At 57.5% G+C, this 24,021-nt stretch carries 37 protein-coding genes; all 37 read right to left on the reverse strand.

From position 1 onward, the window contains the following. Positions 1 to 74: 74 nt before the first annotated feature. The 37 genes from rpsD to WMO17_RS04655 all read right to left on the reverse strand — a co-directional run bounded on the left by rpsD (position 75) and on the right by WMO17_RS04655 (position 23,937). Positions 75 to 677 (reverse strand): 30S ribosomal protein S4, encoded by a 603-nt coding sequence (rpsD, locus tag WMO17_RS04475; protein ID WP_005937973.1) that lies wholly within the window; start codon positions 675 to 677, stop codon positions 75 to 77. A gap of 20 nt (positions 678 to 697) precedes the next feature. Next, positions 698 to 1,108 carry a 30S ribosomal protein S11 gene (rpsK, locus tag WMO17_RS04480; protein WP_005934894.1) on the reverse strand — a complete coding sequence of 137 codons (411 nt, stop codon included), beginning with the start codon at positions 1,106 to 1,108 and terminating at the stop codon, positions 698 to 700. Between the two features lie 14 nt (positions 1,109 to 1,122). After that, positions 1,123 to 1,494, reverse strand: coding sequence for a 30S ribosomal protein S13 (rpsM, locus tag WMO17_RS04485; protein ID WP_005937976.1), 372 nt, complete (start codon positions 1,492 to 1,494; stop codon positions 1,123 to 1,125). A gap of 82 nt (positions 1,495 to 1,576) precedes the next feature. Next, positions 1,577 to 1,690: a 50S ribosomal protein L36 gene (gene rpmJ, locus WMO17_RS04490; protein WP_005921832.1), complete on the reverse strand. Its 114-nt coding sequence runs from the start codon at positions 1,688 to 1,690 to the stop codon at positions 1,577 to 1,579. 35 nt (positions 1,691 to 1,725) lie between these two features. Then, positions 1,726 to 1,977: a translation initiation factor IF-1 gene (infA, locus tag WMO17_RS04495; RefSeq protein ID WP_005937979.1), complete on the reverse strand. Its 252-nt coding sequence runs from the start codon at positions 1,975 to 1,977 to the stop codon at positions 1,726 to 1,728. 517 nt (positions 1,978 to 2,494) lie between these two features. After that, positions 2,495 to 3,286 carry a type I methionyl aminopeptidase gene (gene map, locus WMO17_RS04500; protein ID WP_097777145.1) on the reverse strand — a complete coding sequence of 264 codons (792 nt, stop codon included), beginning with the start codon at positions 3,284 to 3,286 and terminating at the stop codon, positions 2,495 to 2,497. A gap of 2 nt (positions 3,287 to 3,288) precedes the next feature. Further along, on the reverse strand, positions 3,289 to 3,921 hold the full coding sequence (locus WMO17_RS04505; protein ID WP_005937991.1) for an adenylate kinase: 633 nt from the start codon (positions 3,919 to 3,921) through the stop codon (positions 3,289 to 3,291). A 114-nt stretch (positions 3,922 to 4,035) separates the two neighbouring features. Further along, complete coding sequence (gene secY, locus WMO17_RS04510) at positions 4,036 to 5,331, reverse strand: preprotein translocase subunit SecY (protein ID WP_005937994.1); 1,296 nt, start codon at positions 5,329 to 5,331, stop codon at positions 4,036 to 4,038. 1 nt (position 5,332) lies between these two features. Beyond that, positions 5,333 to 5,773 (reverse strand): 50S ribosomal protein L15, encoded by a 441-nt coding sequence (gene rplO, locus WMO17_RS04515; RefSeq protein ID WP_005934902.1) that lies wholly within the window; start codon positions 5,771 to 5,773, stop codon positions 5,333 to 5,335. Between the two features lie 20 nt (positions 5,774 to 5,793). Further along, positions 5,794 to 5,979: a 50S ribosomal protein L30 gene (gene rpmD, locus WMO17_RS04520; protein WP_005934904.1), complete on the reverse strand. Its 186-nt coding sequence runs from the start codon at positions 5,977 to 5,979 to the stop codon at positions 5,794 to 5,796. 14 nt (positions 5,980 to 5,993) lie between these two features. Further along, positions 5,994 to 6,494: a 30S ribosomal protein S5 gene (rpsE, locus tag WMO17_RS04525; protein WP_005937997.1), complete on the reverse strand. Its 501-nt coding sequence runs from the start codon at positions 6,492 to 6,494 to the stop codon at positions 5,994 to 5,996. A gap of 19 nt (positions 6,495 to 6,513) precedes the next feature. Further along, positions 6,514 to 6,873, reverse strand: a complete 360-nt coding sequence (gene rplR / locus WMO17_RS04530; protein ID WP_005938000.1) for a 50S ribosomal protein L18 — start codon at positions 6,871 to 6,873, stop codon at positions 6,514 to 6,516. 18 nt (positions 6,874 to 6,891) lie between these two features. Next, positions 6,892 to 7,443 carry a 50S ribosomal protein L6 gene (gene rplF, locus WMO17_RS04535; RefSeq protein ID WP_005938003.1) on the reverse strand — a complete coding sequence of 184 codons (552 nt, stop codon included), beginning with the start codon at positions 7,441 to 7,443 and terminating at the stop codon, positions 6,892 to 6,894. Between the two features lie 17 nt (positions 7,444 to 7,460). Beyond that, positions 7,461 to 7,859: a 30S ribosomal protein S8 gene (gene rpsH / locus WMO17_RS04540; protein ID WP_005938007.1), complete on the reverse strand. Its 399-nt coding sequence runs from the start codon at positions 7,857 to 7,859 to the stop codon at positions 7,461 to 7,463. A gap of 110 nt (positions 7,860 to 7,969) precedes the next feature. Continuing rightward, entirely contained in the window at positions 7,970 to 8,155 is a 186-nt protein-coding gene (locus tag WMO17_RS04545; RefSeq protein WP_005921866.1) for a type Z 30S ribosomal protein S14, read from the reverse strand. Positions 8,156 to 8,172: 17 nt separating this feature from the next. After that, positions 8,173 to 8,718, reverse strand: coding sequence for a 50S ribosomal protein L5 (rplE, locus tag WMO17_RS04550; RefSeq protein ID WP_005938011.1), 546 nt, complete (start codon positions 8,716 to 8,718; stop codon positions 8,173 to 8,175). A gap of 17 nt (positions 8,719 to 8,735) precedes the next feature. Continuing rightward, positions 8,736 to 9,050 (reverse strand): 50S ribosomal protein L24, encoded by a 315-nt coding sequence (gene rplX, locus WMO17_RS04555; protein WP_005934911.1) that lies wholly within the window; start codon positions 9,048 to 9,050, stop codon positions 8,736 to 8,738. Between the two features lie 13 nt (positions 9,051 to 9,063). Beyond that, positions 9,064 to 9,432 (reverse strand): 50S ribosomal protein L14, encoded by a 369-nt coding sequence (rplN, locus tag WMO17_RS04560; RefSeq protein ID WP_005938014.1) that lies wholly within the window; start codon positions 9,430 to 9,432, stop codon positions 9,064 to 9,066. Positions 9,433 to 9,473: 41 nt separating this feature from the next. Beyond that, positions 9,474 to 9,731: a 30S ribosomal protein S17 gene (rpsQ, locus tag WMO17_RS04565; RefSeq protein WP_005938017.1), complete on the reverse strand. Its 258-nt coding sequence runs from the start codon at positions 9,729 to 9,731 to the stop codon at positions 9,474 to 9,476. A gap of 12 nt (positions 9,732 to 9,743) precedes the next feature. Next, complete coding sequence (rpmC, locus tag WMO17_RS04570) at positions 9,744 to 9,929, reverse strand: 50S ribosomal protein L29 (protein WP_005921879.1); 186 nt, start codon at positions 9,927 to 9,929, stop codon at positions 9,744 to 9,746. Next, complete coding sequence (gene rplP, locus WMO17_RS04575) at positions 9,919 to 10,359, reverse strand: 50S ribosomal protein L16 (protein ID WP_005938020.1); 441 nt, start codon at positions 10,357 to 10,359, stop codon at positions 9,919 to 9,921. The genes rpmC and rplP overlap by 11 nt, the downstream gene beginning before the upstream one ends. Beyond that, the gene (gene rpsC / locus WMO17_RS04580; protein WP_005938023.1) at positions 10,359 to 11,063 is read right to left on the reverse strand and encodes a 30S ribosomal protein S3; all 705 of its coding nucleotides are present in this window, start codon (positions 11,061 to 11,063) and stop codon (positions 10,359 to 10,361) included. Before rpsC ends, rplP begins: the two co-directional genes overlap by 1 nt. Before the next feature lie 12 nt (positions 11,064 to 11,075). Continuing rightward, a complete protein-coding gene (rplV, locus tag WMO17_RS04585; RefSeq protein WP_005921882.1) occupies positions 11,076 to 11,411 on the reverse strand; it encodes a 50S ribosomal protein L22 in 336 nt (111 codons plus the stop codon). An 18-nt stretch (positions 11,412 to 11,429) separates the two neighbouring features. Continuing rightward, complete coding sequence (gene rpsS, locus WMO17_RS04590) at positions 11,430 to 11,696, reverse strand: 30S ribosomal protein S19 (protein ID WP_005921883.1); 267 nt, start codon at positions 11,694 to 11,696, stop codon at positions 11,430 to 11,432. A 17-nt stretch (positions 11,697 to 11,713) separates the two neighbouring features. Beyond that, positions 11,714 to 12,544: a 50S ribosomal protein L2 gene (gene rplB / locus WMO17_RS04595; RefSeq protein ID WP_005938027.1), complete on the reverse strand. Its 831-nt coding sequence runs from the start codon at positions 12,542 to 12,544 to the stop codon at positions 11,714 to 11,716. 78 nt (positions 12,545 to 12,622) lie between these two features. Beyond that, a complete protein-coding gene (gene rplW / locus WMO17_RS04600) occupies positions 12,623 to 12,919 on the reverse strand; it encodes a 50S ribosomal protein L23 (protein WP_005938030.1) in 297 nt (98 codons plus the stop codon). After that, the gene (gene rplD, locus WMO17_RS04605; protein ID WP_005938033.1) at positions 12,919 to 13,542 is read right to left on the reverse strand and encodes a 50S ribosomal protein L4; all 624 of its coding nucleotides are present in this window, start codon (positions 13,540 to 13,542) and stop codon (positions 12,919 to 12,921) included. Before rplD ends, rplW begins: the two co-directional genes overlap by 1 nt. Before the next feature lie 14 nt (positions 13,543 to 13,556). Then, positions 13,557 to 14,189, reverse strand: a complete 633-nt coding sequence (rplC, locus tag WMO17_RS04610; protein WP_005938036.1) for a 50S ribosomal protein L3 — start codon at positions 14,187 to 14,189, stop codon at positions 13,557 to 13,559. 97 nt (positions 14,190 to 14,286) lie between these two features. Continuing rightward, on the reverse strand, positions 14,287 to 14,598 hold the full coding sequence (rpsJ, locus tag WMO17_RS04615) for a 30S ribosomal protein S10 (protein WP_005934923.1): 312 nt from the start codon (positions 14,596 to 14,598) through the stop codon (positions 14,287 to 14,289). 733 nt (positions 14,599 to 15,331) lie between these two features. Further along, positions 15,332 to 17,086, reverse strand: coding sequence for an Rqc2 family fibronectin-binding protein (locus tag WMO17_RS04620; RefSeq protein WP_349137565.1), 1,755 nt, complete (start codon positions 17,084 to 17,086; stop codon positions 15,332 to 15,334). 193 nt (positions 17,087 to 17,279) lie between these two features. After that, the gene (locus WMO17_RS04625; protein ID WP_349137566.1) at positions 17,280 to 18,056 is read right to left on the reverse strand and encodes a Nif3-like dinuclear metal center hexameric protein; all 777 of its coding nucleotides are present in this window, start codon (positions 18,054 to 18,056) and stop codon (positions 17,280 to 17,282) included. 88 nt (positions 18,057 to 18,144) lie between these two features. Next, positions 18,145 to 18,855 carry a class I SAM-dependent methyltransferase gene (locus WMO17_RS04630; RefSeq protein ID WP_349137567.1) on the reverse strand — a complete coding sequence of 237 codons (711 nt, stop codon included), beginning with the start codon at positions 18,853 to 18,855 and terminating at the stop codon, positions 18,145 to 18,147. Position 18,856: 1 nt separating this feature from the next. Next, positions 18,857 to 19,111, reverse strand: coding sequence for a DUF1858 domain-containing protein (locus tag WMO17_RS04635; protein ID WP_005938058.1), 255 nt, complete (start codon positions 19,109 to 19,111; stop codon positions 18,857 to 18,859). 108 nt (positions 19,112 to 19,219) lie between these two features. Beyond that, positions 19,220 to 20,089 carry a YitT family protein gene (locus WMO17_RS04640; protein ID WP_349137568.1) on the reverse strand — a complete coding sequence of 290 codons (870 nt, stop codon included), beginning with the start codon at positions 20,087 to 20,089 and terminating at the stop codon, positions 19,220 to 19,222. Between the two features lie 114 nt (positions 20,090 to 20,203). Further along, on the reverse strand, positions 20,204 to 20,905 hold the full coding sequence (locus WMO17_RS04645; RefSeq protein ID WP_349137569.1) for a P-II family nitrogen regulator: 702 nt from the start codon (positions 20,903 to 20,905) through the stop codon (positions 20,204 to 20,206). 12 nt (positions 20,906 to 20,917) lie between these two features. Next, a complete protein-coding gene (locus WMO17_RS04650; RefSeq protein ID WP_349137570.1) occupies positions 20,918 to 22,465 on the reverse strand; it encodes a DUF1538 domain-containing protein in 1,548 nt (515 codons plus the stop codon). 155 nt (positions 22,466 to 22,620) lie between these two features. Further along, positions 22,621 to 23,937 carry an NAD(P)-dependent oxidoreductase gene (locus WMO17_RS04655; RefSeq protein WP_249236463.1) on the reverse strand — a complete coding sequence of 439 codons (1,317 nt, stop codon included), beginning with the start codon at positions 23,935 to 23,937 and terminating at the stop codon, positions 22,621 to 22,623. Positions 23,938 to 24,021: the final 84 nt, after the last annotated feature.

A 24,021-nucleotide genomic window follows, 5' to 3' on the forward strand; every position in this document is an offset into this window, starting at 1 on the left:
CATTATTAAATTCTTTCAAAGAAAAGAATGCGAAAGTGAGCCGTCCACGGGGAAGGCCCAGCCTTCTTAATGGATTACTTGGAGTACAGCTCGACGATGAGGTGCTCTGCGACTTCGTAGTCGATATCGCTGCGCTCGGGCAGCTTTGCGACAACACCCTTCAGAGAACCGGTCTCACGGTTCAGCCATGCGGGCAGAGCAACAACGGGAGCCTCGGGGCCGGTCAGCTTTGCAAACTTTGCAGAGCTGCGGCTGGACTCGCGCACTTCGATCACGTCGCCAGCCTTCACCTGGTAAGAAGGAATGTTGACCTTCTTGCCGTTGACGGTGAAGTGAGCGTGGGACACCAGCTGACGAGCGTCGCGGCGGGTCTGAGCAAAGCCCAGACGGAACACGACGTTGTCCAGACGGCACTCCATGATCTGCAGCAGGTTCTCACCAGTCTTGCCGGGGCGGGCCTCAGCACGCAGGTAAGCATTGTGGAACTGCTTTTCCAGAACGCCGTAGATAAACTTGACCTTCTGCTTCTCCTTCAGCTGAGATGCGTACTCAGACTGCTTCTTGCGCATGTTGCCATTGGAGTTGCGGGTGGTATTCTTCTTTGCATAGCCCATGACCGCAGGAGAAATGCCCAGGGCCTTGCAACGCTTTGCGATAGGCTGCGTATTCTTTGCCATAATTCAATTTCCTCCTTCGATCAGACACGACGGCGCTTCGGGGGACGGCAGCCATTGTGGGGGATGGGAGTCACGTCCTTGATCAGGGTGACTTCCAGGCCGGTAGCCTGCAGCGCACGAATAGCGGACTCACGGCCAGCGCCGGGGCCCTTGACGTAGACCTCAACGGTCTTCATGCCATGCTCGATAGCAACCTTGGCTGCGGTCTCAGCAGCAGACTGGGCTGCGAACGGAGTGCTCTTACGGCTGCCGCGGAAGTTCAGGGAGCCGGAGGAGCACCAGGACACTGCATTACCCTGCAGGTCGGTGATGGTGACAACAGTATTGTTGAAGGTAGACTGGATATGAGCCTGACCAGCAGCAATGTTCTTGCGCTCTTTGCGCTTCATGCGGACATTAGCGCCCTTCTTGGCATTATTTGCACTTGCCATTTCTCAAATCCTCCTTACTTCTTCTTGTTAGCGACAGTGCGCTTGGGACCCTTGCAGGTACGTGCATTGGTCTTGGTACGCTGGCCGCGGCAGGGCAGATTCTTGCGATGGCGGGTGCCACGGAAGGACTGGATCTCAACCAGGCGCTTGATGTCCAGAGCAACGTTGCGGCGCAGGTCGCCTTCAACGATGATGTTAGCCTGATCGATGTAGTCACGGATCTTAGCCTCTTCTTCCAGAGTCAGGTCCTTGACGCGGGTATCGGGGTTGATGCCAGTTGCTTCCAGGATCTTGTTAGCAGTGGTCTGGCCGATACCATAAACGTAGGTGAGACCCACCTGAACGCGCTTCTCGCGGGGCAGGTCAACGCCGGCAATACGTGCCATAGTAGTTTCCTCCAAAAATCATCCCATGTCAGTGTCGGGGTCTGCGCCGGGACTCTACGCACTTGACCCCCAGGCGCCCGAATTAGCCCTGGCGCTGCTTATGCTTGGGGTTCTGGCAGATGACCATCACGCGGCCTTTGCGGCGGATGACCTTGCACTTTTCGCAGATGGGTTTCACGGAAGGCTTGACCTTCATGATGTTGAACCTCCTTTTGGTTGATACCCTGGTGCTTATTTGGAGCGCCAGGTGATGCGGCCCTTAGAAAGATCATAGGGCGACATTTCCACGGTAACCTTGTCCCCGGGCAGGATACGGATGAAATTGGTCCGCAGCTTGCCGGAGATGTGCGCTAAGAGGATGTGACCGCTGGGAGTGAGCTTCCCGGTGTTCTTATCCTCGCTCAACATTTCCACCTTAAAGATGGCGTTGGGCATGGCTTCACGCACAATGCCTTCGATCTCGATAACGTCTTCCTTAGACAAGCTATTTGCCTCCTCATTGGATCTGCTCAGTTTGTCGTTGAACCTGAACCGGTGCCTTTGCCTTGGAACCCTGAAAGCGCCGCGGTTTTCGCGTGCCTGCGCCCGTTTGACCGCAGCTTGCCGCTTCAGCGTTCTCCAGTTCCAGTGCCGGTCCACAGACGGACAGGCGGCGATGATCGCCACATACTTCATCTTTCGCGGCACAAAATCCGCAAAACGGGCAGAAAATCCCTGTCCGCCGAGGAAGTATCTGGCTTCCACAGCCATTTATAGATTATACACCTTTTGTTGTCAATTTGCAAGAGGTTTTTTCCGTATTTCCGATAAAAAATTCTCGAAATTCAAAAGCTGTCCTTTCTCTCCCCGGTCTTGGTTTTTCTCCACCGCAAAGATGAAACTTTTTCACCAAAAGTTGTCATAATTGCACAAACAGCAGGTCTGTCCCTGCAAAAACGCCGCCTGCGGCGGAGCATTTCTGCTCTTCACAGGCGGCGCTTCTCATATTTCAGGGATCAGCTTACTTCAGGCTGAACTTTTCCGGGTCAAAATCCGGGTCATCCCAGAAGCGGGTCATGATCTCAGTGTGATCCTTCAGGATCGCATTGGAGTGCTCAAAGTGCGCAGCCAGACCACCGTCCTTGGTCTTGACGGTCCAGCCGTCCTTGGACTGGGTGATCTTGCAGTCGTACTGGCAGATCATGGGCTCAATGGCAATGGTCATGCCGGGCACAAGGCGCGGGCCGCGGCCCTGATGGCCGTAGTTGGGCACTTCCGGGTCCTCGTGCAGCTCACGGCCGGTGCCGTGGCCCACGAACTCGCGGACGACCGAGAAACCGGCATCCTCGCAGTAGCTCTGCACGGCATAGCCAATGTCGCCGATGCGGTTGCCGGCCACAGCCTGCTCGATGCCCTTATAAAGAGCAGCCTTGGTCACATCCAGCAGGCGCTGTGCTTCCAGATCGACCTTGCCCACCGCATAGGTGCAGGCATTGTCGCCGTTGAAGCCGTCGATCTTTGCGCCGGTGTCGATGCTGACGATATCACCGGGACGAATGACGATGTCATGCGAAGGGATACCATGGATGATGGTATCGTTCAGGCTGATGCAGGCCGTGCCCGGAAAGCCATACAGACCCTTGAAATTGGGGGTTCCGCCGTGCTTCACGATGAAGTCGTAGATCAGCTTATCCAATTCCCATGTGGTCATACCTGCTTCGATATGCTCACCGCCGTACTTCAGGGCAGCTGCGCTCAGGGCATTTGCCTTGCGCATGCCGTCCAGCTCTTTCGCATTTTTGATCTGAATCACGATTATGCCTCCAAAGCTTTCATGACTTCAGCCGTGGTCTCCTCGATGGAGGGGCAGAACTTGATCTCTGCCAGCTTGCCGCGGGTACGGTAGAACTCCACCAGCGGCTCGGTCTGCTCATGATATGCTTTCAGACGATCCAGTACGGTGGCAGGCTGGTCGTCCTTGCGGATGACGGTCTTGCCGCCGCACAGGTCGCATACACCCTCGACCTTGCTCTTCTTGTTGACGATGTGGTAGCTTGCGCCGCACTTCTCGCAGACGCGGCGGCCGCTCATGCGGTCAACGATCACATTGTCCTCGACCTGCAGCTCCAGCACCTTGTCGATGCGGATGCCCATGGTCTCGATGGCCTCGGCCTGAGCGATGGTGCGGGGCACACCGTCCAGGATAAAGCCGTTTGCACAGTCCGGCTGAGCCAGACGCTCTTTCAGGATGCCGATGATGACCTCATCGGGCACCAGAGCGCCAGCGTCCATAAAGCTCTTTGCCTTCAGGCCCATCTCGGTGCCTTCCTTGACAGCAGCGCGCAGAATGTTGCCGGTGCTGATGGAGGGGATGTTCAGCTTGGCGCAGATGATCTCGGCCTGAGTGCCCTTACCAGCACCAGGTGCGCCCAACAGGATCAGATTCATAGGATCATTCCTTTCCTTTGTTAGAGGATGTAAACTCCAAAAAAGTAAAAAAGCACTGAAAAGTTCGAGCGTACTCTCCTTTCCAGTGCTTTCTCACATCTTAATTATTGTGGATCAACCAAGGAAACCCTTGTGGTTGCGCATCGTCATGAAGCTGTCGAGGCTACGGGTGGTATCAAGTGCCACACCAACCACAATCAGCAGGCTGGTACCGCCCAGCTGGATGCTCATACCGGTCAGGTTGCCCAGAATGATCGGCAGCACAGCCACCGCAGCCAGGAAGATGGCACCGATGAGGGTGATCTTGTTCAGGGTGCGGGTGATGAAATCGCTGGTCGGCTTGCCGGGACGGAAGCCGGGGATCGAGCCGTTGTTGCGGCGCAGATTGTTGGCGATCTCAACGGGGTTGTACTGGATGGCCACATAGAAGTAGTTGAATGCCAGAATCAGCAGCAGGTAAATCACAACGTACAGCCAGGAGGTGTAGTTGAAGGTGTGGAAGAATGCATACCACACCGGGTGTGCCTGCTGGTCGATCTGCAGGAAGCTGCCGATGGTGCCCGGGATGGACACCAGAGCCGAAGCGAAGATGATGGGCATAACGCCGCTCATATTCAGCTTCAGGGGCAGATAGCTGTTCTGACCGCCCATCTGCTTGCGGCCTACCACGCGCTTTGCGTACTGAATGGTGATGCGGCGCTCTGCGTTGGTCATGACGACCACGAAGACCACAGCCACCAGTGCCAGCACGATCAGCAGCGGCAGGAAGAAGTAGTACTGGGGCTTGCCGGACGCTGCCTGAGTCAGCAGACCCTTGACAGAGGTGTACAGCGAAGACCAGTTAGAGACGATCGAAGCAAAGATGATGAGCGAGACACCGTTGCCGATGCCCTTGTCATCGATCTGCTCACCGCACCATGTGATCAGCTGTGCGCCAGCCACAAAGGTTGCGATGATGACGATGGCGGCAAAGATGCCGGCACCGCCGGAAACGTACTTCAGTGCGCCCATATTGCGGATCACGAAGTAGTAGCCGATGCTCATGATCAGAGCGACCACAGCACCTGCGTACCGGTTGATCTGCTGCAGCTTCTGCTGGCCGTCGGCTTCCTTTGCCAGATTTTCCAGCGCGGGAATTGCCACGGTGAGCAGCTGCACAATAATGGAGGCGTTGATATAGGGTGTCACACCTAACGCGAAGAGCGTGCAACGGGCCAGAGCACCACCGCTCATCATGTTCAGATAGGAGAGCATGTCGCCGTTTGCGAACATCTGCGTCAGCGCAGAGCCGGAAACGAACGGAACGGGGATGGCACAGCCCAGACGGTACACCACGAGGATCGCCAGCGTGAACAGGAGACGATTTTTAAGCTCGGGGATCTTCCATGCGTTACGGAATGTCTGGAACACCTTACATCACCTCAGCCTTTCCGCCTGCCTTCTCGATTTTCTCTTTGGCAGAAGCGGAATAGGCTGCGGCCTTCACGGTCAGAGCCTTGGTCAGCTCGCCGTTGCCCAGAACCTTAACGCCGTCCAGAGTCTTCTTGACCAGACCCTTTGCCTTCAGAGCCTCGGTATCGACGACATCGCCGGCATTGAAAGCAGCTTCCAGATCAGCCACGTTGACGATGGCGTACTGGGTAGCAAAGATGTTGTTAAAGCCAACCTTGGGCAGGCGGCGTGCCAGAGGCATCTGGCCGCCCTCGAAACCAGCGTGCTTCACGCCGGAACGGGCCTTCTGGCCCTTGCTGCCGAAGCCGGCAGTCTTGCCATTGCCGGAGCCAATGCCGCGGCCCTTGCGGGTCACAGCCTTGTTTGCGCCGGGAATCGCGTGCAATTCATGAAGTTTCATTATGCGTATACCCCCTGCTATTAGGCTTCGGTGACGCTGAGCATAAAGCCGATCTTTGCGATCTTGCCCTGCGTAGCGGCATTGTCAGGCTGAACGGTAACGTCGCCCGGCTTCTTCAGGCCCAGAGCCTCAGCGGTAGCGATCTGCTTAGCGCCGCGGCCAATCAGGCTCTTCTTCAGCTCGATCTTGAGCATCTTATCTGCCATGGTTTGTTACCTCCTTAACCCAGAATTTCTTTCACGGTCTTGCCGCGCTTCTCAGCGACAGACTCAGCGCTGACCAGGCCGCACAGACCTGCGAAGGTAGCAGAAACAACGTTGATGGGGTTGTTGGAACGCATAGACTTCGCACGGATGTCCTTGATGCCAGCAGCCTCAATGACGGCACGCACAGGGCCGCCGGCGATCATACCGGTACCAGGTGCAGCCGGCTTGAGCAGAACGGCGCCTGCGCCGTACTTGCCGACGATCTCGTGGGGGATGGTGGTGCCCTTCAGGGCAACCTTGTGCATGTTCTTCTTAGCAGCAGCTTCGCCCTTGCGGATTGCCTCAGGCACTTCGCCGGACTTGCCGATGCCGTAACCAATGGTGCCCTTGCCGTCGCCCACGACAACCAGAGCGGCAAACTTCATGATGCGGCCGCCCTTGACAGTCTTGGAAACGCGGTTGATGGAGACAACCTTGGTGATCATGCCGTCGTCTTCACGGTTTCTCATAGCCATAATGTGTTTCCTCCTCTCATTACAGCTTCAGGCCGCCCTCACGGGCGCCATCAGCCAGGGCCTTAACACGGCCATGATAAACGTAGCCACCACGGTCGAACACGACCTCGGTGATGCCCTTTTCCAGAGCCTTTGCTGCGATCTTCTTGCCGATCTCAGCAGCGGCCTCGACGTTGCCGCCGTTGCCGTTGAAGTCCTTGTCCATAGTAGAAGCCGACACCAGAGTCACGCCCTGCTCATCATCGATGATCTGAGCGTAAATGTGCTTGGCGGAGCGGAAAACATCCAGGCGAGGACGTGCTGCGGTGCCGCTGATCTTGTTACGAACGCGGCGATGACGACGAAGACGAGCTTCGTTCTTGTCGATCTGCTTAACCATTGTCTTTCACTCCTTACCTTATTTCTTGCCCTTGCCGGCCTTGCCTTCTTTGTGCTTGACAACCTCGCCCTCGTAGCGAATGCCCTTGCCCTTGTAAGGCTCGGGCGGCTTCTTGGCGCGGATCTCGGCAGCATACTGGCCGACCTTCTGCTTGTCAATACCGGTAACGGTGAAGTGGTTGGGATCCTGCCACACGATGGTGCAGTCCTCAGTATCAGGAATGTTCACCTGATGAGAGAAGCCCAGGTTCATGACCAGGTTGGAGCCCTGCTTCTGGCAGCGCAGACCAACGCCCACGATCTCCAGCTTCTTCTCGTAGCCGTTCACAACACCGTTCACCATGTTGGCGATGTTGGTACGGGTCAGGCCGTGCAGGCTGCGGGCCTGGGGTTCGTCATTGGGGCGGGTAACCAGAACTTCATTGCCCTCGACCTTGACGGTCATCAGGGGATGATAGTTGGAATTCAGGCTGCCCTTGGGGCCCTTGACGGCGACGTGATGTGCTGCCTCATCGACAGTGACAGTAACGCCGGCAGGAATGACGATGGGTTTTCTTCCAATTCTCGACATTGTCTTTTACCCCTTTCTTACCACACGTAGGCCAGGACTTCGCCGCCGACGTGTGCAGCACGTGCAGCCTTATCAGTCATGATGCCCTTAGAGGTGGAAATGATTGCGGTGCCCAGGCCCTTCATGACCTTGGGCATATCCTCGCAGTTGGTGTAGATGCGCAGGCCGGGCTTGGACACGCGGCGCAGACCAGCGATAACGGGCTCGCCGTTAGCCTGATACTTCAGGGTGACAACGATGGTGCCCTGAACGGTGTCGTTCTTGACCTGCATGCCCTTGATGTAGCCCTCGTCAACCAGAATCTGGCAGATAGCCTTCTTCATGTTGGAAGCGGGGATCTCCACAGAAGGGTGTTTGGCAGTGCTAGCGTTGCGGATGCGAGTCAGCAGGTCCGCGATAGGATCAGTAATCTGCATTTGCCACTAACCTCCTTAGATTAGCTCTCGTTTGTTTTATAATGATACCGCCCCGAAACATCGTTGCCCCGGGGCGGATATCCGACAAATTATCCGGCCCTCTGGCTTGATTACCAGGAAGCCTTCTTCACGCCCGGGATCTCGCCCTTGTAGGCCAGCTCACGGAAGCACACACGGCACACGCCGTACTTGCGCAGCACGGAGTGGGGACGGCCGCAGATGCGGCAGCGGGTGTATGCACGGGTAGAGAACTTAGCAGGACGAGACTGCTTCAGCTTCATAGACAGTTTAGCCATTGTAGAAATCTCCTCCCTTAGTTGTTCTCTGCGAACGGAGCGCCCAGAGCCTTCAGCAGCTCCTTGCCCTCTTCGTCAGTCTTGGCAGTGGTGACAAAGCAGACATCCATGCCGCGGACTGCATCGACCTTCTCGAAGTCGATCTCGGGGAAGATGATCTGCTCCTTGATGCCGCATGCAAAGTTGCCGCGGCCGTCAAAACCGTTGCCGTTGATGCCGCGGAAGTCGCGGACACGGGGCAGTGCGATGTTGAAGAAGCGATCGACAAACTCATACATACGCTCACCGCGCAGGGTGACCTTGCAGCCGATGGGAGTGCCCTGGCGCAGCTTGAAGTTAGCAACGCTCTTCTTGGCACGGCACACAACTGCCTTCTGGCCAGTGATCTGGCCCAGATCCTTCATGACAGCTTCCAGGATCTTCTCGTTGTCCTTGGCTTCGCCGCAGGCAACGTTGATGACGACCTTGTCCAGCTTGGGGATCTGCATAACGCTCTTGTAACCGAACTTGGAGTTCAGAGCAGGAGCAATTTCATTGACATACTGTTCTTTCAAACGAGCCATTGTTCCTTACTCCTTTCTTACAGCTCAGCGCCGCACTTCTTGCAGACGCGAACCATCTTGCCGTCCTTCTCGACGTGGCCCACACGCACGGCCTTGCCGCACTTGGGGCAGATGGGCATGACCTTGGATGCGTACATAGCACCCTCAGCCTTGACGATGCCGCCCTGCTCACCCTGACGACGAGGCTTGACGTGCTTGGTAACCATGTTCTGGCCCTCAACGATGACCTTGTTCTCAGAGGGGCTGACCTGCAGGACCTTACCAGTGTGGCCCTTGTCCTTGCCGCTGATGATCATAACGTTGTCGCCGGTTTTAACATGAAGATTATTCATTTTTAAAACCTCCTTACAGCGATTCCGGAGCCAGGCTCAGGATCTTGGTGTAGCCGGCATCGCGCAGCTCGCGAGCAACGGGTCCAAAGATACGGGTACCCTTGGGGCTCTTGTCGGCCATAACGATAACGGCGGCGTTCTCATCGAAACGGATGTAGGAGCCGTCGTCGCGGCGCACGCCATGCTTGCTGCGCACGATGACAGCCTTCACAACGTCGCCCTTCTTAACGGAGCCGCCGGGGGCTGCCTTCTTGACAGAGCAGACCACGACGTCACCAATGTTTGCGTATCTCTTGCGGGTGCCGCCCAGCACGCGGAAGCACATCAGCTCCTTGGCACCGGTGTTGTCGGCAACTTTGAGATAAGTTTGCATCTGAACCATATCAGATATCTCCTTTCAAACTGTTCAAAGCAGCGGGCAAATTACTTTGCCTTCTCAACGATACGGACCAGGCGCCAGCGCACATCCTTGGACAGGGGGCGGCACTCCATGATCTCAACACGGTCACCGATGCCGCACTCGTTCTGCTCATCACGAGCCTTGAACTTGGCGGTACGCTTCAGGATCTTCTTGTACAGGGGGTGCTGCACGCTATCCTTAACGGCAACCACGATGGTCTTATCCATCTTGTCGGACACGACGACGCCGACGCGGGTCTTTCTCAGATTACGTTCTTCCATCGTTTAACCTCCTTACTGCTTCTCAGCCAGAACGGTCATCACGCGAGCGATGTCCTTCTTGACTGCTTCGATGCGGCCGGGGTTCTCCAGCTGGTTGATGGCATGCTGGAAGCGCAGGTTAAACAGCTCGGCCTTCAGGTCTGCCAGCTTGCTGGTCAGCTCTGCGGTCTGCATTTCGCGGAGTTCATTAGCCTTCATTGGTGCCATCCTCCTTCACGGAGTCCTCACGGACAACAAATTTGCACTTGATGGGCAGCTTGTGCATAGCCAGGCGCAGTGCCTCACGAGCAGTTGCCTCATCGACATCTGCCAGCTCGAACAGAACGCGGCCCGGCTTCACAACAGCGACCCAGTATTCGGGAGAGCCTTTACCGGAACCCATGCGGGTCTCAGCGGGCTTTTCAGTCACGGGCTTATCGGGGAAGATCTTGATCCACACCTTGCCGCCACGCTTGATGTAACGAGTCATGGCAACACGAGCAGCCTCGATCTGGGTGGAAGAGATCCATGCCGGCTCCAGAGCAACAAGGCCGTACTGGCCCTGGCACACCACGTTGCCGCGGGTAGCCTTGCCGGTCATGCGGCCGCGCTGAACGCGGCGGTACTTAACACGCTTAGGCAGTAACATTACTTGTTGCCTCCTTCCTTCTTCTGAGCGGTCTTAGCGCTCTTCAGGACTTCGCCCTTGTAGACCCACACCTTGACGCCGATGCGGCCGTAGGTGGTAGCAGCCTCTGCAAAGCCGTAGTCAATGTCAGCACGCAGGGTCTGCAGGGGGATGGTGCCCTCGTGATAGCTCTCGGTACGAGCGATATCAGCGCCGCCCAGACGGCCGGAGCACATTGCCTTGATGCCCTTTGCGGGAACGGTTGCGCGATCGCGGGGGCTCATGGCATTGCGCATGCACTGCTTCATGGCACGGCGGAAGGTCACGCGGTTCTCCAGCTGACGAGCGATATCCTCAGCAACCAGCTGAGCGTTGGTAGCAGCGCTCTTGACCTCGATGACGTTGACGATGACAGTCTTGCCATACTCCTTGGTCAGCTTGTTCTGCAGAGCAACGCGCTCTTCGCCGCCCTTGCCGATGACCATGCCGGGCTTAGCGCAGTAGATGTTGACAGTTACGCGAGGAGCGGAAGTGGACGGGTCCACAGTACGCTCGATCTCGATCTTGGGCACACCAGCATCCTTCAGCTGAGCCTTCAGCTCAGTGCGGATCTTGTGGTCCTCGACGAGGTTATCGCTGAAATCCTTCTTGGAGGCAAACCAGCGGCTGTCCCAGTCTTTAATAACGCCGACACGAATGCCGTGCGGATTTACTTTCTGGCCCATTGTTTTCCCTCCTTACTCTTTCTCTTTCAGAACAACGGTCATGTGGCTGGTGCGCTTCAGGATGCGGTAGCCGCGGCCCTGTGCACGAGGCATCATGCGCTTCAGCGTCGGGCCGGGGCAGACGTAGCACTCGGCGACGTAGAGGTTGTTCTTGTCCATATTGAAGTTGTTTTCCGCATTAGCGGCTGCAGACTTCACCAGCTTCAGAAGGGGCTCACAAGCTGCCTTCGGGGTGTACTGCAGGATTGCCAGCGCTTCGTCCAGGGGCTTGTTACGGATCAGATCCATAACGATAGACACCTTACGAGGACTAATGCGGGCATAACGAAGAATTGCCCGAGCTTCCATGTTGTGTTCCTCCCTCTATTACTTAGAATTACCAGTGTGGCCCTTGAAGGTACGGGTGGGAACGAACTCACCCAGCTTGTGGCCAACCATGTCCTCAGTCACATACACAGGCACATGCTTGCGGCCGTCGTGGACGGCAAAGGTGTGACCAACGAATTCGGGGAAGATCGTGGAGGCGCGGCTCCAGGTCTTGATGACCTGCTTCTTGCCGGAAGCGTTCATCGCTTCAACGTGCTTCATAAGAGCAGCCTGGACGAAAGGTCCTTTTTTAATGCTTCTACCCATTGTCTTAAACTCCTCTCTTACTTACCTGCACGCTTCACGATCAGCTTATCGGAGCGCTTATGATGCTTGCGAGTCTTGAGACCCAGAGCGGGCTTGCCCCAGGGAGTCATAGGACCGGAGTGACCAACAGGTGCGCGGCCCTCGCCACCACCGTGGGGATGGTCGCAGGGGTTCATGACGGTACCACGGCTGCCGGGACGCACGCCCATGTGGCGCTTGCGGCCAGCCTTGCCCAGGTTGACGTTCTCGTGGTCGATGTTGGAAACCTGACCGATGACTGCAGTGCAGTTCACGGGCACGTTGCGCATCTCACCGGAGGGCAGACGAACCAGAGCGTAGCCATTCTCCTTAGCCATCAGCTGAGCCATGTTGCCAGCGGAACGAACCAGCTGAGCGCCGCGGCCGGGATACAGCTCGATGTTGTGGATGATGGTACCGACGGGGATGTTCTCGAAGGGCAGGCAGTTGCCGGGCTTGATGTCGGCAGACTTGCTGCTGATGACCACATCGCCCACCTTCAGGCCATCGGGAGCAATGATGTAGCTCTTGACGCCATCGGTGTACTCGACCAGAGCGATGAATGCGCTGCGGTTCGGATCGTACTCGAGAGTCTTGACGGTAGCGGGCATATCGGTCTTCTGACGCTTGAAGTCGATGACACGATACTTGGTGCGGTTGCCGCCGCCCTGATGACGGACGGTGATGCGACCGGTGTTGTTGCGGCCGCTGTGCTTCTTCATGGGCTCCAGCAGGCTGCGCTCGGGAGCGACCTTAGACAGGACGCTGTAATCCGTGACGGTCATGCCGCGGCGGCCCGGAGTAGTGGGGCCATACTTCTTGATAGCCATAGTGCTATTCTCCTTTGTTTATCTTATGAATTATTATCGGGGTCATATCCCCATAGAGGAACCCTCGGCGGGTTCGGCTTAGACCATGCTGTTGAAGAACTCGATTTCCTTGGAGTCCTTGGTCAGGGTCACGATAGCCTTCTTGGATGCAGCGGTGTAACCGGCGTGCATGCCCTGGCGGCGGAAACGGCCGCGCACAGAGATGGTGTTGACCTTTGCGACCTTAGCGCCCGGGAACAGGACCTCAACGGCCTGAGCGATCTCGACCTTGGTAGCATCGGTAGCGACCTTGAAGGTGTACTTCTTGTCAGCGATGCCAGCCATGGAGTTCTCGGTAATGACCGGCTTCAGGATGATATCATGTGCGGTTTTCATTAGCCAAGCACCTCCTCGAGCTTCTTAGCTGCGTCGACGCTGATGATCAGCTTGTCGGCGTTCAGCACATCGTAGGTGTTCACGCTGCCTGCGAAGGTGGTCTTCACACCGGCAATGTTGCCAGCGCTCTTGACGAACTTTGCATCGACAGTCTCATTGACCAGCAGGTTCTTCTTGCCGGCGCCAACAGCGTTCAGCATTGCAACCACGGTCTTGGTCTTGTACTCATCGCAAGCGAACTTGTCAACAACGACCATGTTGCCATTGGCAGCCTTGTCGGACAACACGCTCAGCAGAGCCAGGCGCTTGACCTTGTTGTTGATGTGGTAGTTGTAGCTGCGGGGCTTGGGGCCCAGAGCGACGCCGCCGTGAGTCCACTGCGGTGCACGGATGGAACCCTGACGAGCGTGGCCGGTGCCCTTCTGACGCCAGGGCTTCTTGCCGCCGCCGGAAACTTCCATGCGGATCTTGGTGTTCTGGGTGCCCTGACGCTGGTTGGCCAGGAAGTTCACCACAGCAATGTGGACAGCCTTCTCGTTCGGGGTGATACCGAACACGGCGTCGGAAAGCTCGATCTCGCTAACATGCTGACCGTTCATATCGACTACGTTAAACTTTGCCATTGTAGCTTTCCTCCTTACGCCTTCACGCTGTTGGCCAGGGTGATGATGGTGCCCTTGGAACCGGGGACCGCACCCTTGACAGCGATCAGATTGTTCTCGGTGTCAACCTTGACAACAGTCAGGTTCTGCACGGTGACGCGCACAAAGCCCATGTGGCCGGGCAGGCGCTTGCCGGGGAACACGCGAGCAGGGGTAGAAGTGGAACCGTTGGAACCTGCATGACGAGCAACAGGACCGGTGCCGTGGCTCTCACGCAGACGGTGCTGACCGTAGCGCTTGATAACGCCCTGGTAGCCCTTGCCCTTGGAAACGCCCACAACGTCCACCTTGTCGCCCTCTGCGAAGACATCAGCCTTCAGCACGTCGCCAACGTTCATTGCGGAAACATCTTCCAGACGGAACTCGCGCAGGGTCTTCTTGGGGGCAACGTTTGCCTTCTTGAAGTGGCCTGCAGCTGCCTTGTTGACCTTCTTGGCGGAAACCTCGCCGAAGCCCAGCTGAACAGCCTGGTAGCCATCGCTCTCGACGGTCTTCTTCTGCACGACGGTGCAGGGACCAGCCTCGATGACGGTGACGGGAACGACCTTGCCGTTCGCGTCGAACAGCTGGGTCATACCGACTTTCTTGCCGATAATGCCTTTAACCATTTTCTTTTCCTCCTGTAAAGGTTATTGGTTGGCAGCGCACGTCACTGCCAACATGACCCCTCGGGAAACGAGGGCATCGAATTTGATCGAGTGTCTTTTACAGCTTGATCTCGATGTCCACGCCAGCGGGGAGCTGGAGGCTCATCAGAGCCTCGACCGTCTTGTTGGACGGCTTCAGAATGTCGATCAGACGCTTATGAGTGCGGCTCTCGAACTGCTCGCGGCTATCCTTGTACTTGTGGGTAGCGCGCAGAACGGTAACGATCTCACGATCGGTGGGCAGGGGGATGGGGCCGGACACGCGTGCACCGGTGTGCTTTGCGGTCTCCACGATCTTCTCTGCTGCGGCATCGATCAGCTGAGCATCATAGCTCTGCAGACGGATTCTGATTTTCTCTTTGACTGCCATTGCTTACGCCTCCTGAAAAAATTGATTTTGCCCTAGGCGAGCCGATAAATTGCTCTACACAGTTCCGGGTGTTCCTCGATTTGGCACTATAAAAACCGGTGAACCGCATGGCAGTTCTCCCGGAAACATATTAGCAAATCAAATCCGAACATTGGTTCCGCCCGTTTCGCAGAGGAGTAACTTCTCTGCCGAGGGAACGTATTCCATCGCTGTCAGTAATTCTTTCGCCCGGTTCTAAGATCGGACATACTCCGCGGAAATAACCCATCGCAGCTATCGCCGGATGACAACCTCCCGCATCTACGCATATCGCTGGCCTGCACGACTTGTATCGCACAAGCCCTTTGCAGCCGAGAGTTATTCTATCACACCTTCGTGCATTTGGCAAGTGTTTTTTAGAAAAAAGAACGAATTTTCTTTTTTATTTTCTCCGTTTTGTCATAGCGCGCATTTTCTGTGCAAGATGCACAATCCGCAGGCTTTTCTGCCGGTGGAAAACTCTGCCGTGCCCGCTGCGCAGTGCTTAGTATGGACCGTTCTGCCGCTTTTATACATATATAATAAAAAGCAGCGCCGCCGCTCCCGCAGGAAGCAGGCGCTGCAAATGCCGTTCGCCTTTACGACCCCACCCGTGAAAAAGTCAATCGGGAAAATCCGCAGATTTTCCCGATTGGCAAATTTAAAATAATTCTTCCGCTGAAGATGCGCAGAGCAGCGCGGCGCGCAGTTCAAATCATTTCTTCTTCAGCTGCTCCTCCAGCCCATCCCGGGGCGTGATATAGACCGTGGTGTACACCTCGTACAGCACCATGCCGGGCTTTGCACCGCTGGCTTTCCAGATGTTTTTCACCTCGGTGGTGTCCACCGCCACCTTGGCGCCGGTGCCTGCCTTGTAGGTGCTGGAGTAGATGACTGCCAGCTCCGCGGCCTCCTGCTTGGTGGTGTCCGGGATCTCCTCGCCCCGGCTCATGACCACAACGTGGCTGCCGGGGGCCTTCTGCACATGGAACCACAGGTCTTTGCCCCGGGCGGTGTGCAGGGTGAGCTTGTCGTTCTGGGCATTGTTCCGGCCCACCAGGATCTCAAAGCCATCGGTGGAAGTGAACCGCAGGAAATCTGCAGGCTTCTGGCGCTTATCCCGCTGCTTGTAGTATTTCAGGTAGCCCTGACTCTTCAGCTCTGCCCGGATCTCGTTGAGGGCCGCTTCACCGGAAGCGGACTCCACCTCGTAGAGCACCGTTTCCAGATAGGCGATCTCCTTTTCACCCTCTGCCAGCAGGTCCACCAGCATCCGGGCGGCGGTCTGCTTCTTTTTATAGTTCTTGAAGAAGTTCTGGGCGTTCTGGCTGGGTGTGAACCGCAGGTCCAGCGGGATGGTCACCTCTTTGCCCTCGTCGTACCAGTTGGGCACGGTGATGCTCTTCATGCCCTTCTGGGCCAGATAGAGGTTTGCCGAGAGCAGCTCACCGTACAGACGCAGCTTTTCGCTCTTGCCGCTGGCAGCAAGCTCTTCCTGACGGGCGGCCTGCTTGCGCACGGCGCGCTCGTACATATTGTGCACGGCCTTGTGCAGCTCCTTGCTTTTGGTGCGCAGGCGTTCCGCGCGGTCCTTCTCAGCGTAGTAGCCCTCCAGCATGGCGTTGAAGGAGGGCCACTCCTTTATAATATATTTTTCGCCGTACTGCTGCGGGCGGAAGAAGGTATACTCGATGGGCTTTCCGTTGGGGTCGGTGACGCTGCAGGGCGTACCGCCGGTTGCGTGCTCTTCCTTCAGCTCGTCGATGGCAGCCATAAGCTTGCGCTTCTGTTCCTCGGTCAGCTCATTGGCGGGCAGATGTTCGCCGTCAAAGGCACGCCATGCAGCTTCGCGGCAGACCACCGGGCCAACACCGGCCACGGTCTTGTTGAGGGCATCTGCCACCGGCAGATCTCTCTGGCAGGCTGCTGCCACGATGGACGCACTGCTCACCAGCAGGAAGTCCGGTCTTGCAGGCTTGGGCGGCGTGGTGTAGGGCAGGCCCGGCAGCAGCTGGCGCACATCGCTGTCCTCAAAATCCACGCGCTTGAGTGCGTCAATAATCTTGCCGTTCTGCACCAGAACCAGATTGGAGTAGCGGCCCATCAATTCGGCACACAGGGTGTTGCGCACAAGGTCGCCCATCTCGTTGGTGCACTGGAAATCAAAATAGACGATGCGGTCTCCCGGCTCCATGTGCACGTCCAGCAGCCTGCCGCCGGTGAGATGCTTGCGCATCAGCATACAGAAGGAGGGCGGCGTTTCCGGGTTTTCAAAGCTTTCTTCGGTCAGGCACACGCGGGCGGAACCACTGCGGGCCGAAAGCAGCAGCGCATAGGTATCCGTGCGGGTGCGCAGGGTGAGCACCAGCTCATCACGGGTGGGTTCAAATAGTTTTGCGATCTTGGCGTCGGTCAGCGTTGCTTTGAGCTCTGCTGCCGTAAGGGCCAGTGTCGCGGCATCCAATGCCATAGTGTTTACCTCATTTAACGATTTTAAATGGCCGCCGCATTCGCTTTGGCCATAATCAGCGGAATTTTTATTTGTATTTGTAATTCGGCAAAGCCTGCGGGCTTTGCCGAATTACTCTTTCACAGAAGAGGCTTGCAGCGGCAATCTTCATCTCAGCCGGAAAATCGCTGCAAGAAAAAGCAGCAGCTTTCCCTTATAAATACGTATACGGGTCCCGGTTCTCGGTGCTCACCAGCACTTCCAGCTCCGGCAGGGCGGCGCGCAGCTTTGCAGCCACGGCGGCAGTCACCGGAAATTCGGTGGCATAGTGGCCCGCCGCAATGAGCGAAAGGCCCAGCCGCTTGGCATCGATGGCGTGGTGGTGGTTGGCTTCACCGGTCAGCAGGCAGTCCGCGCCCATAGCAATGGCATCTGCAAACAGGCTTCCGCCCGCACCGCTGATGACCGCCAAGCGCTTGACCGGCTTACCCGCATCCACAAACTTCACCTGCACCGCCGGGCCGTTCTTCGGCTGGTTGCAGCGCGCAGCAAGCTCCTGCTGTGCCTTGCGGGCAAGCTTTGGAACCGCGATTTCTTCAATGGCTCCCACACGGCCGCAGCCCTCGGCAAAGGTTTCCATATTCTTCATGTCAAAGATGCCTGCCAGCACTTCGTTCACGCCGCCCTCGGCAGCATCCAGATTGGTGTGCATACAGATGGCAGAAATGCCCGCCTGCACCAGCTGGAAAGGCACATCCTGCGGGCCGATCTTTTTGAGCGGATCAAAAATGACCGGGTGGTGGGACACGATCATCTCACACTGCTTTGCGGCGGCTTCAGCCACCACTTCGGGGGTGATGTCCAGTGCTGCCAGCACCCGGTGCATCTGCCCGCCGCAGTCCACCAGCAGGCCGGGATTATCCCAGTGTTCCGCCAGCTCCAGCGGCGCGATGGCCTGCATTGCTTCGTATACCTGATTAACTGTTATCATATCTTCACCATCCTCGCCCTCTCCGTCATTGCTTACGCAATGCCACCTCTCCCATGGTGAGAGGCCTTGGCATTCCATGCAGCGTTCATCATTTTGCCAAAGGCTCTCCCTTTGGGAGAGCTGGACGCGAAGCGGCCTGAGAGGGCAAGCCAGCTAATAAACGATCGATTTCCTGCGCAAGTTCGCTGCCATCCGGTACGCCAAGGCGCATCCGGGGCAGCTTTGCCTTCTGCCAGTCGGCGTAGCCTTTTCCCCCAGGCCACTCTCCCGTACTGCCAAACAGGCACTCGGCAAAGGTGGGCGCATACACCCTGCCGGTGTACTCCGCCGCCATCACCGCGTACCAGCGGCCCGCCGCCTGCACCGGGCGGTCGGCTGCAAAGGAGAAGCCATGCTCCCACAACCAGCGGCGCAGCGCGTCGTGGCGGGTGGCCGGGATCATGATGATCCGCGGCCCTCCCACGGTGAACACCCACGGGGCTTTCTCTAAAATTTCCCAAGTGGTCTGGGCGGAAACGCCCGCCAGCACGATGCTGTCTACTTCGTTCTCCGTAAGCACAGAAAGACCGTCGCCAAGCCGAAGCTCAGCGCGGTCTTTACAGCCTGCATGTTCCAGCGTCTGCTCTGCCTTTGCCAGCGGGCCGGGCCGCAGGTCGGCACCGATTACCTTCGGGTATTTTCCCGAAGCCGCCAGCACCGCCGTCAGCTTGCCGTGGTCGCAGCCGATGTCTGCCACCGGCTCTCCCGGCCGCACAAGCTCTGCGGCGGCAGCCAGACGCGCATCCAGTGTGGGCAGCAATTTATGCCTTCTTTGCGGCCAGATGCTCGTTCAGCTTCTCGATCAGCTCATCGCAGTCCACGCCGTGGACAGCACAGGCCTCCTCGATGCTCTCGCCGCGGGATGCAGGGCAGCCCAGGCAGTGCATGCCGATCTCCATGAAGTAGGGAGCGGTGGTCTGGTCCATATCCAGGATATCGCCGATGATGGTCTCGCGGGTCACCTGCTTTGCGTCCTTGTGTTCTTCCTTCTTGAGCATATTGAAAATATCAAACATGATGGTTTTCCTTTCCTGTTGGGTAAAATCACGGCATCACCTACCGTTCTTCTATACTATACCCTAAACCGGTACTGTTTTTCAAGTATCTGCTGGGATTTTCAGCGTTTACTGGTAATTCTTATCCAGCGAGAAGCCGCGCCCGCTCACCTCGGTCACATGGCTCACGATCATAAAGCAGGTGGGGTCGATGGCATGGGCCAGCTTTTCCAGCTTCGGCAGCTGGCGGTTGCTCACGATGCTCAGCAGCACCTGCTCCGGCTCGTGACTGTAGCCTCCCTCGCCATGCAGCACGGTCACACCGCGGTCCAGCTGGGTGAAGATGGCCTCGCGGATATCATCGGCGTGCTGGCTGATGATCTTTACCTCGGTGCGGGTCGTGCCGAAGATGAGCACCTTGTCCAGCACCACTGTATACACGATCACCATCACGATGCCGTACAGACACTGCTGCAGCGGGCTGAACGCCGCCTGCAGGCAAAGGATGAGCATATCGAACACCAGCATACTGGCCGACACCGGGATGTGGAAATATTTGTTCAGCACCAGCGGAGGGATGTCCATGCCGCCGGTGGATGCGCCTGCCCGGATGGTGATGCCCAGCGAAATGCCTACGCCGAGGCCTGCAAAAATGGTGTTGAGCACCAGATCATCGGTGAGCACAAAGCCTGTGAACACCCGCTCCCACAGGGCCAGAAACAGGGGGCTGAGCACGGTGCTGGCAATGGTGGTGATGGCAAAGCGCCGCCCCAGCAGCACCCAGCCCACCGCAAGCATGGTCATGTTGATGACGAACAGCACACCGGACACCGGCAGTCCCAATGCACGGTTGATGCCCAGTGCGATGCCGGTGGCACCGCCGGTGATCAGGCCTGACGGCACAAGAAACAGCACCACCGTGAGCGCATACAGTGCATTGCCCACGATGATGGACAGCGAATTGAATGCGATCTGCTGCTCATATGAAAGCTTTATCATCTTTTGTCCCTCATTCTTGAATTTCTTTCTTCTATGATAACGAAAAAATCCGCATTTATCAAGCGTTTCGCCCATAAATGCGGAATAGTCCCGGAATAAATTACATTTTGTTGTTTACTGCGCAGCGGTCTCCTGCACCGGTTCCTCGTCCTCCAGCAGACGCAGACCGGCGGTATCCGTCACCGGCAGCGAGAACACGATCGCGCCCGCCTTTGGCCCGGCACCGTCCATGATGGCTTTCATGATGCGGTTCTTTTCCGGCGTGCGGGCCACGATAAGCACCAGCTCCTTTTCGTTCACCAGCTCCATGCCAAGGAACTGGGCTGCGCCTTCCATGCCGGTACCCTTGGCGTGGATCACCGTGCCACCGCCGGCACCTGCTGCGCGGGCGGCATCCATAATGGTGCCGGTGTGGCCCTGATTGGCGATTACCAGCAGCAGTTCGTAACGGGTATCCTTCAAGGTGCTCTCCTCCTTCAATGTCAGCGGCTGGTGCTGGGTGAGGAACATCAGCGCCCTTCTGCCGCCGATGCTGCTCAGCGGCACCGTGAATGCAATGCCGGTGCCCGGCACGTCGATGCGCATTTTGCGGCGCAGGTCTGTCCGGACGGCCTTCCATGTATCCTCTGTCACCACCGCCAGCAGCACGGCCTTCTCGGTCTTTTCCAGACCCAGCGTGGCCAGCGTCTCCCGCACCGCTGTGCCGCTGCCCACCGTGCGCAGGTTCACATCCACGCCGCGCTGCTGGTACAGCTGCAAAAAGGCATCGGTGGAGCGGCGGTCGGTGATGGTCACCATCAAAAACAACGAACTCATGCCGAGCCCTCCTTACAGTTCAATGATATCATCGTCCGGCAGACCGGCAAAGGCCGCACCCATGGCCGCAGGCTGCAGCCGCCGGGCCTTGCGGGTGCGCAGCTGTGCCACAAGGCCCATCAGCTGCACCGTAATGAGCGGGGTCATGGCCACCATGGCCACCACGCCGAAAGCGTCGGTGACGATATTGCCGCCCACGGCCACGCAGGCACCCTGTGCCAGCGGCAGCAGGAAGGTGGCTGTCATGGGGCCAGATGCCACGCCGCCCGCGTCAAATGCAATGGCGGTGAACAGCTTTGGCACCACAAAGGAGATGCCGATGGCAAACACATAGCCCGGCACGAGGAACCACAGGATGGAAATGCCGGTGAGTACCCGCACCATGGCAAGGCCCACCGAGATGGAAACGCCTGCCGAAAGGGCTGTGCCCATGGCCTTGGCCGAAATGGCACCGTCGGTCACCTCTTCCACCTGCTTGTTCAGCACATAGACGGCCGGCTCGGCCTTGACGATGAAGTAACCGATGAGCATTCCGATGGGAATGATGATCCAGCGGAAGCTCTGCCCGGCCAGCACCTGACCCAGATAATTACCGGCGGGCATAAAGCCCACATTTGCGCCGGTGAGGAACAGCACAAGGCCCACGTAGGTATACGCAAGACCCACCGCAATGCGGCCCAGCGACCGGCGGTCCATGTACAGAGCCACAAATTGAAAAATGCCGAACATCACGATGATGGGCAGCAGCGAGACAGCGATCTCTTCCAGATACGTAGGCAGGCTGACATGGAACAGCTGCCACAGCTCCACCGAGTCGCTCACCTCCGGCAGCACCGGCGGGATATAGGTGCTGTCCGAGGCGCGGAACACGATGCCCAGAATGAGCACTGCCAGAATGGGGCCGATGGAGCACATGGCCACCAGACCAAAGCTGTCGTCCGCCGCGTGGCGGTCGCCGCGGATAGCTGACACACCCACGCCCAGCGCCATGATAAAGGGCACAGTCATGGGGCCGGTGGTCACACCGCCGGAGTCAAAGGCCACAGCAAGAAATTCCTTGGGCACAAACGCCGCCAGAAGAAAGATCATGCCGTAGAACAGCACCAGCAGCTTTGGCAGCGAGATGCCAATAAGCATACGCAGGAAGGCAAACACCAGAAACAGGCCCACGCCCGCCGCCACCGATAAAATAAGGGTGCGGTTCGGGATGGAGGGCACCTGATTTGCCAGCACCTGCAGGTCCGGCTCCGAAATGGTGATGAGGAAGCCCAGCAGAAAGCCGATGCCCAAGATCACCGGCAGCTTCCGGCTTTTGGTGATCACCGCACCCACGCGCTCGCCCATGGGGGTCATGCTCATCTCCGCGCCCAGTGTGAAGAACATGATGCCCACCACGATCATGGCGGCCCCCAGCAAAAAGCACAGCAGGATGCTGGGCGACACCGGCGCAATGGTAAAGCAGAGCACCAGCACGATGGCTGCAATGGGCAGCACTGCCTGCAGCGCTTCCAATAGTTTTTCCCGCAGTTTCGGGAGGGATGCTTTCAGGATAGCGTCCACCGCCTTTCGCTGTTCTTTGTTTCCAGTTTGTACAAATCTGGAACAAGTATATGAATAGTATACAAGGCAAAAGCCGCCCCGTCAACAAACGGAGCGGCAAAGATCGGCAAAGACGCAGAAGCTTTACAGTTTCTTCCAAGTTTGTCTTTATTTCGTCAGATCTCCTGCTTTGCCAGCACGTCCGAGGTGGGGGTCTGGAACACCGGGATATTGGCATAGGGGTCAGCCACTTCTTCTGCAGGCAGGCTCTTCATGTAGGCATCCATGCTCTCGGCCACCTTCTTGGCCACAGCCACCGCCTCCACCACGGTGCGTGCGCCCATCACGGCATCGCCGCCGGCAAATACGCCCTCGCGGGTGGTGCTGCCGTCCTCGCTGACGGTGAGCAGACCCTTCTGGTTGGTCTCGATGCCGGTAGTGGTCTTGACGAGGTTGCTCTCCGAGCCCTGGCTGACCGACACGATCACGCCGGTGTGAGGGTAGAAGGTCTCGCTGCCCTCCACCTGCGTAAATTTACCGTCCTCGCCCTTGACGGTATCGCGGCAGATCAGGCCGTTCTCGCGGATCTCCACCGGTGCTTTGCAGAAGCGGAAGCCCACGCCCTCCAGCTTTGCATAGCTCACCTCATACTCGGAAGCACTGATGCAGCTCTCGTCGCGGCGGGCATAGCAGGTGACGTGGCGGGCACCGTTGCGGATGGCGGTGCGGGCGCAGTCCATGGCAGAGTTGCCCACGCCGATCACGGCAATATCGCTGCCCAGACGGAACGCCTTGGAGTTTGCCAGATAATCGATGCCAAAGGCTACATTTCCCAAAGTTTCGCCCTTGATATGCATGGCGTTGGCCTTCCACAGACCGGCACCGATGAACACGCTCTTGTAGCCGTCGCGGAACAGATCATCGATGGTGATGGTCTTGCCGATGGTGGTGTTGGGCCGCACCTTGATGCCCTTCAGCTCCAGATGGCGGTACTGGAAATCGTCCAGCACGCTGTCCGGCAGGCGATAGTTGGGGATGCCGTAGCGCATGACGCCGCCGATCTTATCGCGGGCATCAAAGATGGTCACATCGTAGCCCCAGCGTGCCAGCAGCACCGCAATGGTCAGGCCCGCCGGGCCGGAGCCAACGACTGCCGCCTTCATGCCGTTTTTGGGGGCAGGGCCGGCGGTCATTTTGTTGGCGTAGGTCGTGGAAATGTAGTCCTCAATAATGGAGAAGTGCACCGGGTCGTGGCTGGGCATCCGGTTGCGCACGCAGTGGCCCTCGCACTGGTTCTCGTGGTTGCACACCAACGCACAAACGGTGGTCAGCGGGTTATTCTCAAACAGCATTCTGCCAGCTTCGTCCATCTGGTTTGCCTTGAGCAGCCGAATGACCTCCGGGATGTTGGTGTGGATGGGGCAGCCCTGCTGGCACAGCGGCTTTTTGCAGCCCAGACAGCGGTTGGCTTCGTCCAGAACGTGAAGTGCCATGAAGTTTCCTCCTTATTGCGTGCGGTTTTCTGATTCCGTTCTCATTTGTTGTATCCAACATTGCATTGCTTTAATCATACACCA

Origin of the sequence: Faecalibacterium faecis (assembly GCF_040096475.1) — a bacterium.
Classification (GTDB): domain Bacteria; phylum Bacillota; class Clostridia; order Oscillospirales; family Ruminococcaceae; genus Faecalibacterium; species Faecalibacterium taiwanense.

Bases quoted from the DNA above. Each gene is read 5' to 3' on its own strand.
- rpsE (WP_005937997.1), bottom strand. From the start codon at position 6,494: ATGGCTATGAGAAACCGTGAAGACGACGGCATGATCACCAAGGTTGTC.
- rplD (WP_005938033.1), bottom strand. From the start codon at position 13,542: ATGGCAAAGTTTAACGTAGTCGATATGAACGGTCAGCATGTTAGCGAG.
- rpsC (WP_005938023.1), bottom strand. From the start codon at position 11,063: ATGGGCCAGAAAGTAAATCCGCACGGCATTCGTGTCGGCGTTATTAAA.
- WMO17_RS04640 (WP_349137568.1), bottom strand. From the start codon at position 20,089: ATGATAAAGCTTTCATATGAGCAGCAGATCGCATTCAATTCGCTGTCC.
- rplF (WP_005938003.1), bottom strand. From the start codon at position 7,443: ATGTCGAGAATTGGAAGAAAACCCATCGTCATTCCTGCCGGCGTTACT.
- rplR (WP_005938000.1), bottom strand. From the start codon at position 6,873: ATGGTTAAGCAGATCGACAAGAACGAAGCTCGTCTTCGTCGTCATCGC.
- rpsS (WP_005921883.1), bottom strand. From the start codon at position 11,696: ATGGGTAGAAGCATTAAAAAAGGACCTTTCGTCCAGGCTGCTCTTATG.
- WMO17_RS04625 (WP_349137566.1), bottom strand. From the start codon at position 18,056: ATGATAACAGTTAATCAGGTATACGAAGCAATGCAGGCCATCGCGCCG.
- WMO17_RS04545 (WP_005921866.1), bottom strand. From the start codon at position 8,155: ATGGCTAAACTGTCTATGAAGCTGAAGCAGTCTCGTCCTGCTAAGTTC.
- rpmC (WP_005921879.1), bottom strand. From the start codon at position 9,929: ATGAAGGCTAATGAACTCCGCGAAATGCAGACCGCAGAGCTGACCAGC.
- WMO17_RS04505 (WP_005937991.1), bottom strand. From the start codon at position 3,921: ATGAATCTGATCCTGTTGGGCGCACCTGGTGCTGGTAAGGGCACTCAG.
- rplE (WP_005938011.1), bottom strand. From the start codon at position 8,718: ATGGCTCGTTTGAAAGAACAGTATGTCAATGAAATTGCTCCTGCTCTG.
- rpsQ (WP_005938017.1), bottom strand. From the start codon at position 9,731: ATGGAAGAACGTAATCTGAGAAAGACCCGCGTCGGCGTCGTCGTGTCC.
- rplB (WP_005938027.1), bottom strand. From the start codon at position 12,544: ATGGCTATCAAGAAGTATGGCCCCACTACTCCGGGCCGCCGCGGCATG.
- rplP (WP_005938020.1), bottom strand. From the start codon at position 10,359: ATGTTACTGCCTAAGCGTGTTAAGTACCGCCGCGTTCAGCGCGGCCGC.
- rpsK (WP_005934894.1), bottom strand. From the start codon at position 1,108: ATGGCAAGTGCAAATAATGCCAAGAAGGGCGCTAATGTCCGCATGAAG.
- rplX (WP_005934911.1), bottom strand. From the start codon at position 9,050: ATGAATAATCTTCATGTTAAAACCGGCGACAACGTTATGATCATCAGC.
- rplC (WP_005938036.1), bottom strand. From the start codon at position 14,189: ATGGTTAAAGGCATTATCGGCAAGAAAGTCGGTATGACCCAGCTGTTC.
- rpmJ (WP_005921832.1), bottom strand. From the start codon at position 1,690: ATGAAGGTCAAGCCTTCCGTGAAACCCATCTGCGAAAAGTGCAAGGTC.
- WMO17_RS04635 (WP_005938058.1), bottom strand. From the start codon at position 19,111: ATGTTTGATATTTTCAATATGCTCAAGAAGGAAGAACACAAGGACGCA.
- rplN (WP_005938014.1), bottom strand. From the start codon at position 9,432: ATGGTTCAGATGCAAACTTATCTCAAAGTTGCCGACAACACCGGTGCC.
- rplW (WP_005938030.1), bottom strand. From the start codon at position 12,919: ATGAAAACCGCACATGATATCATCCTGAAGCCGGTCATTACCGAGAAC.
- WMO17_RS04655 (WP_249236463.1), bottom strand. From the start codon at position 23,937: ATGGCACTTCACGTTCTGGACGAAGCCAACCGCTGTCTGGGCTGCAAA.
- rpsD (WP_005937973.1), bottom strand. From the start codon at position 677: ATGGCAAAGAATACGCAGCCTATCGCAAAGCGTTGCAAGGCCCTGGGC.
- rpsH (WP_005938007.1), bottom strand. From the start codon at position 7,859: ATGCAGATTACTGATCCTATCGCGGACCTGCTGACTCGCATCCGCAAC.
- rpsM (WP_005937976.1), bottom strand. From the start codon at position 1,494: ATGGCACGTATTGCCGGCGTTGACCTGCCCCGCGAGAAGCGCGTTCAG.
- rplO (WP_005934902.1), bottom strand. From the start codon at position 5,773: ATGAAACTTCATGAATTGCACGCGATTCCCGGCGCAAACAAGGCTGTG.
- WMO17_RS04645 (WP_349137569.1), bottom strand. From the start codon at position 20,905: ATGAGTTCGTTGTTTTTGATGGTGACCATCACCGACCGCCGCTCCACC.
- rpsJ (WP_005934923.1), bottom strand. From the start codon at position 14,598: ATGGCAGTCAAAGAGAAAATCAGAATCCGTCTGCAGAGCTATGATGCT.
- WMO17_RS04620 (WP_349137565.1), bottom strand. From the start codon at position 17,086: ATGGCATTGGATGCCGCGACACTGGCCCTTACGGCAGCAGAGCTCAAA.
- rpmD (WP_005934904.1), bottom strand. From the start codon at position 5,979: ATGGCAGATAAGATGCTCAAGATCGAGCTGAAGAAGAGCCTGATTGGC.
- rplV (WP_005921882.1), bottom strand. From the start codon at position 11,411: ATGGAAGCTCGGGCAATTCTTCGTTATGCCCGCATTAGTCCTCGTAAG.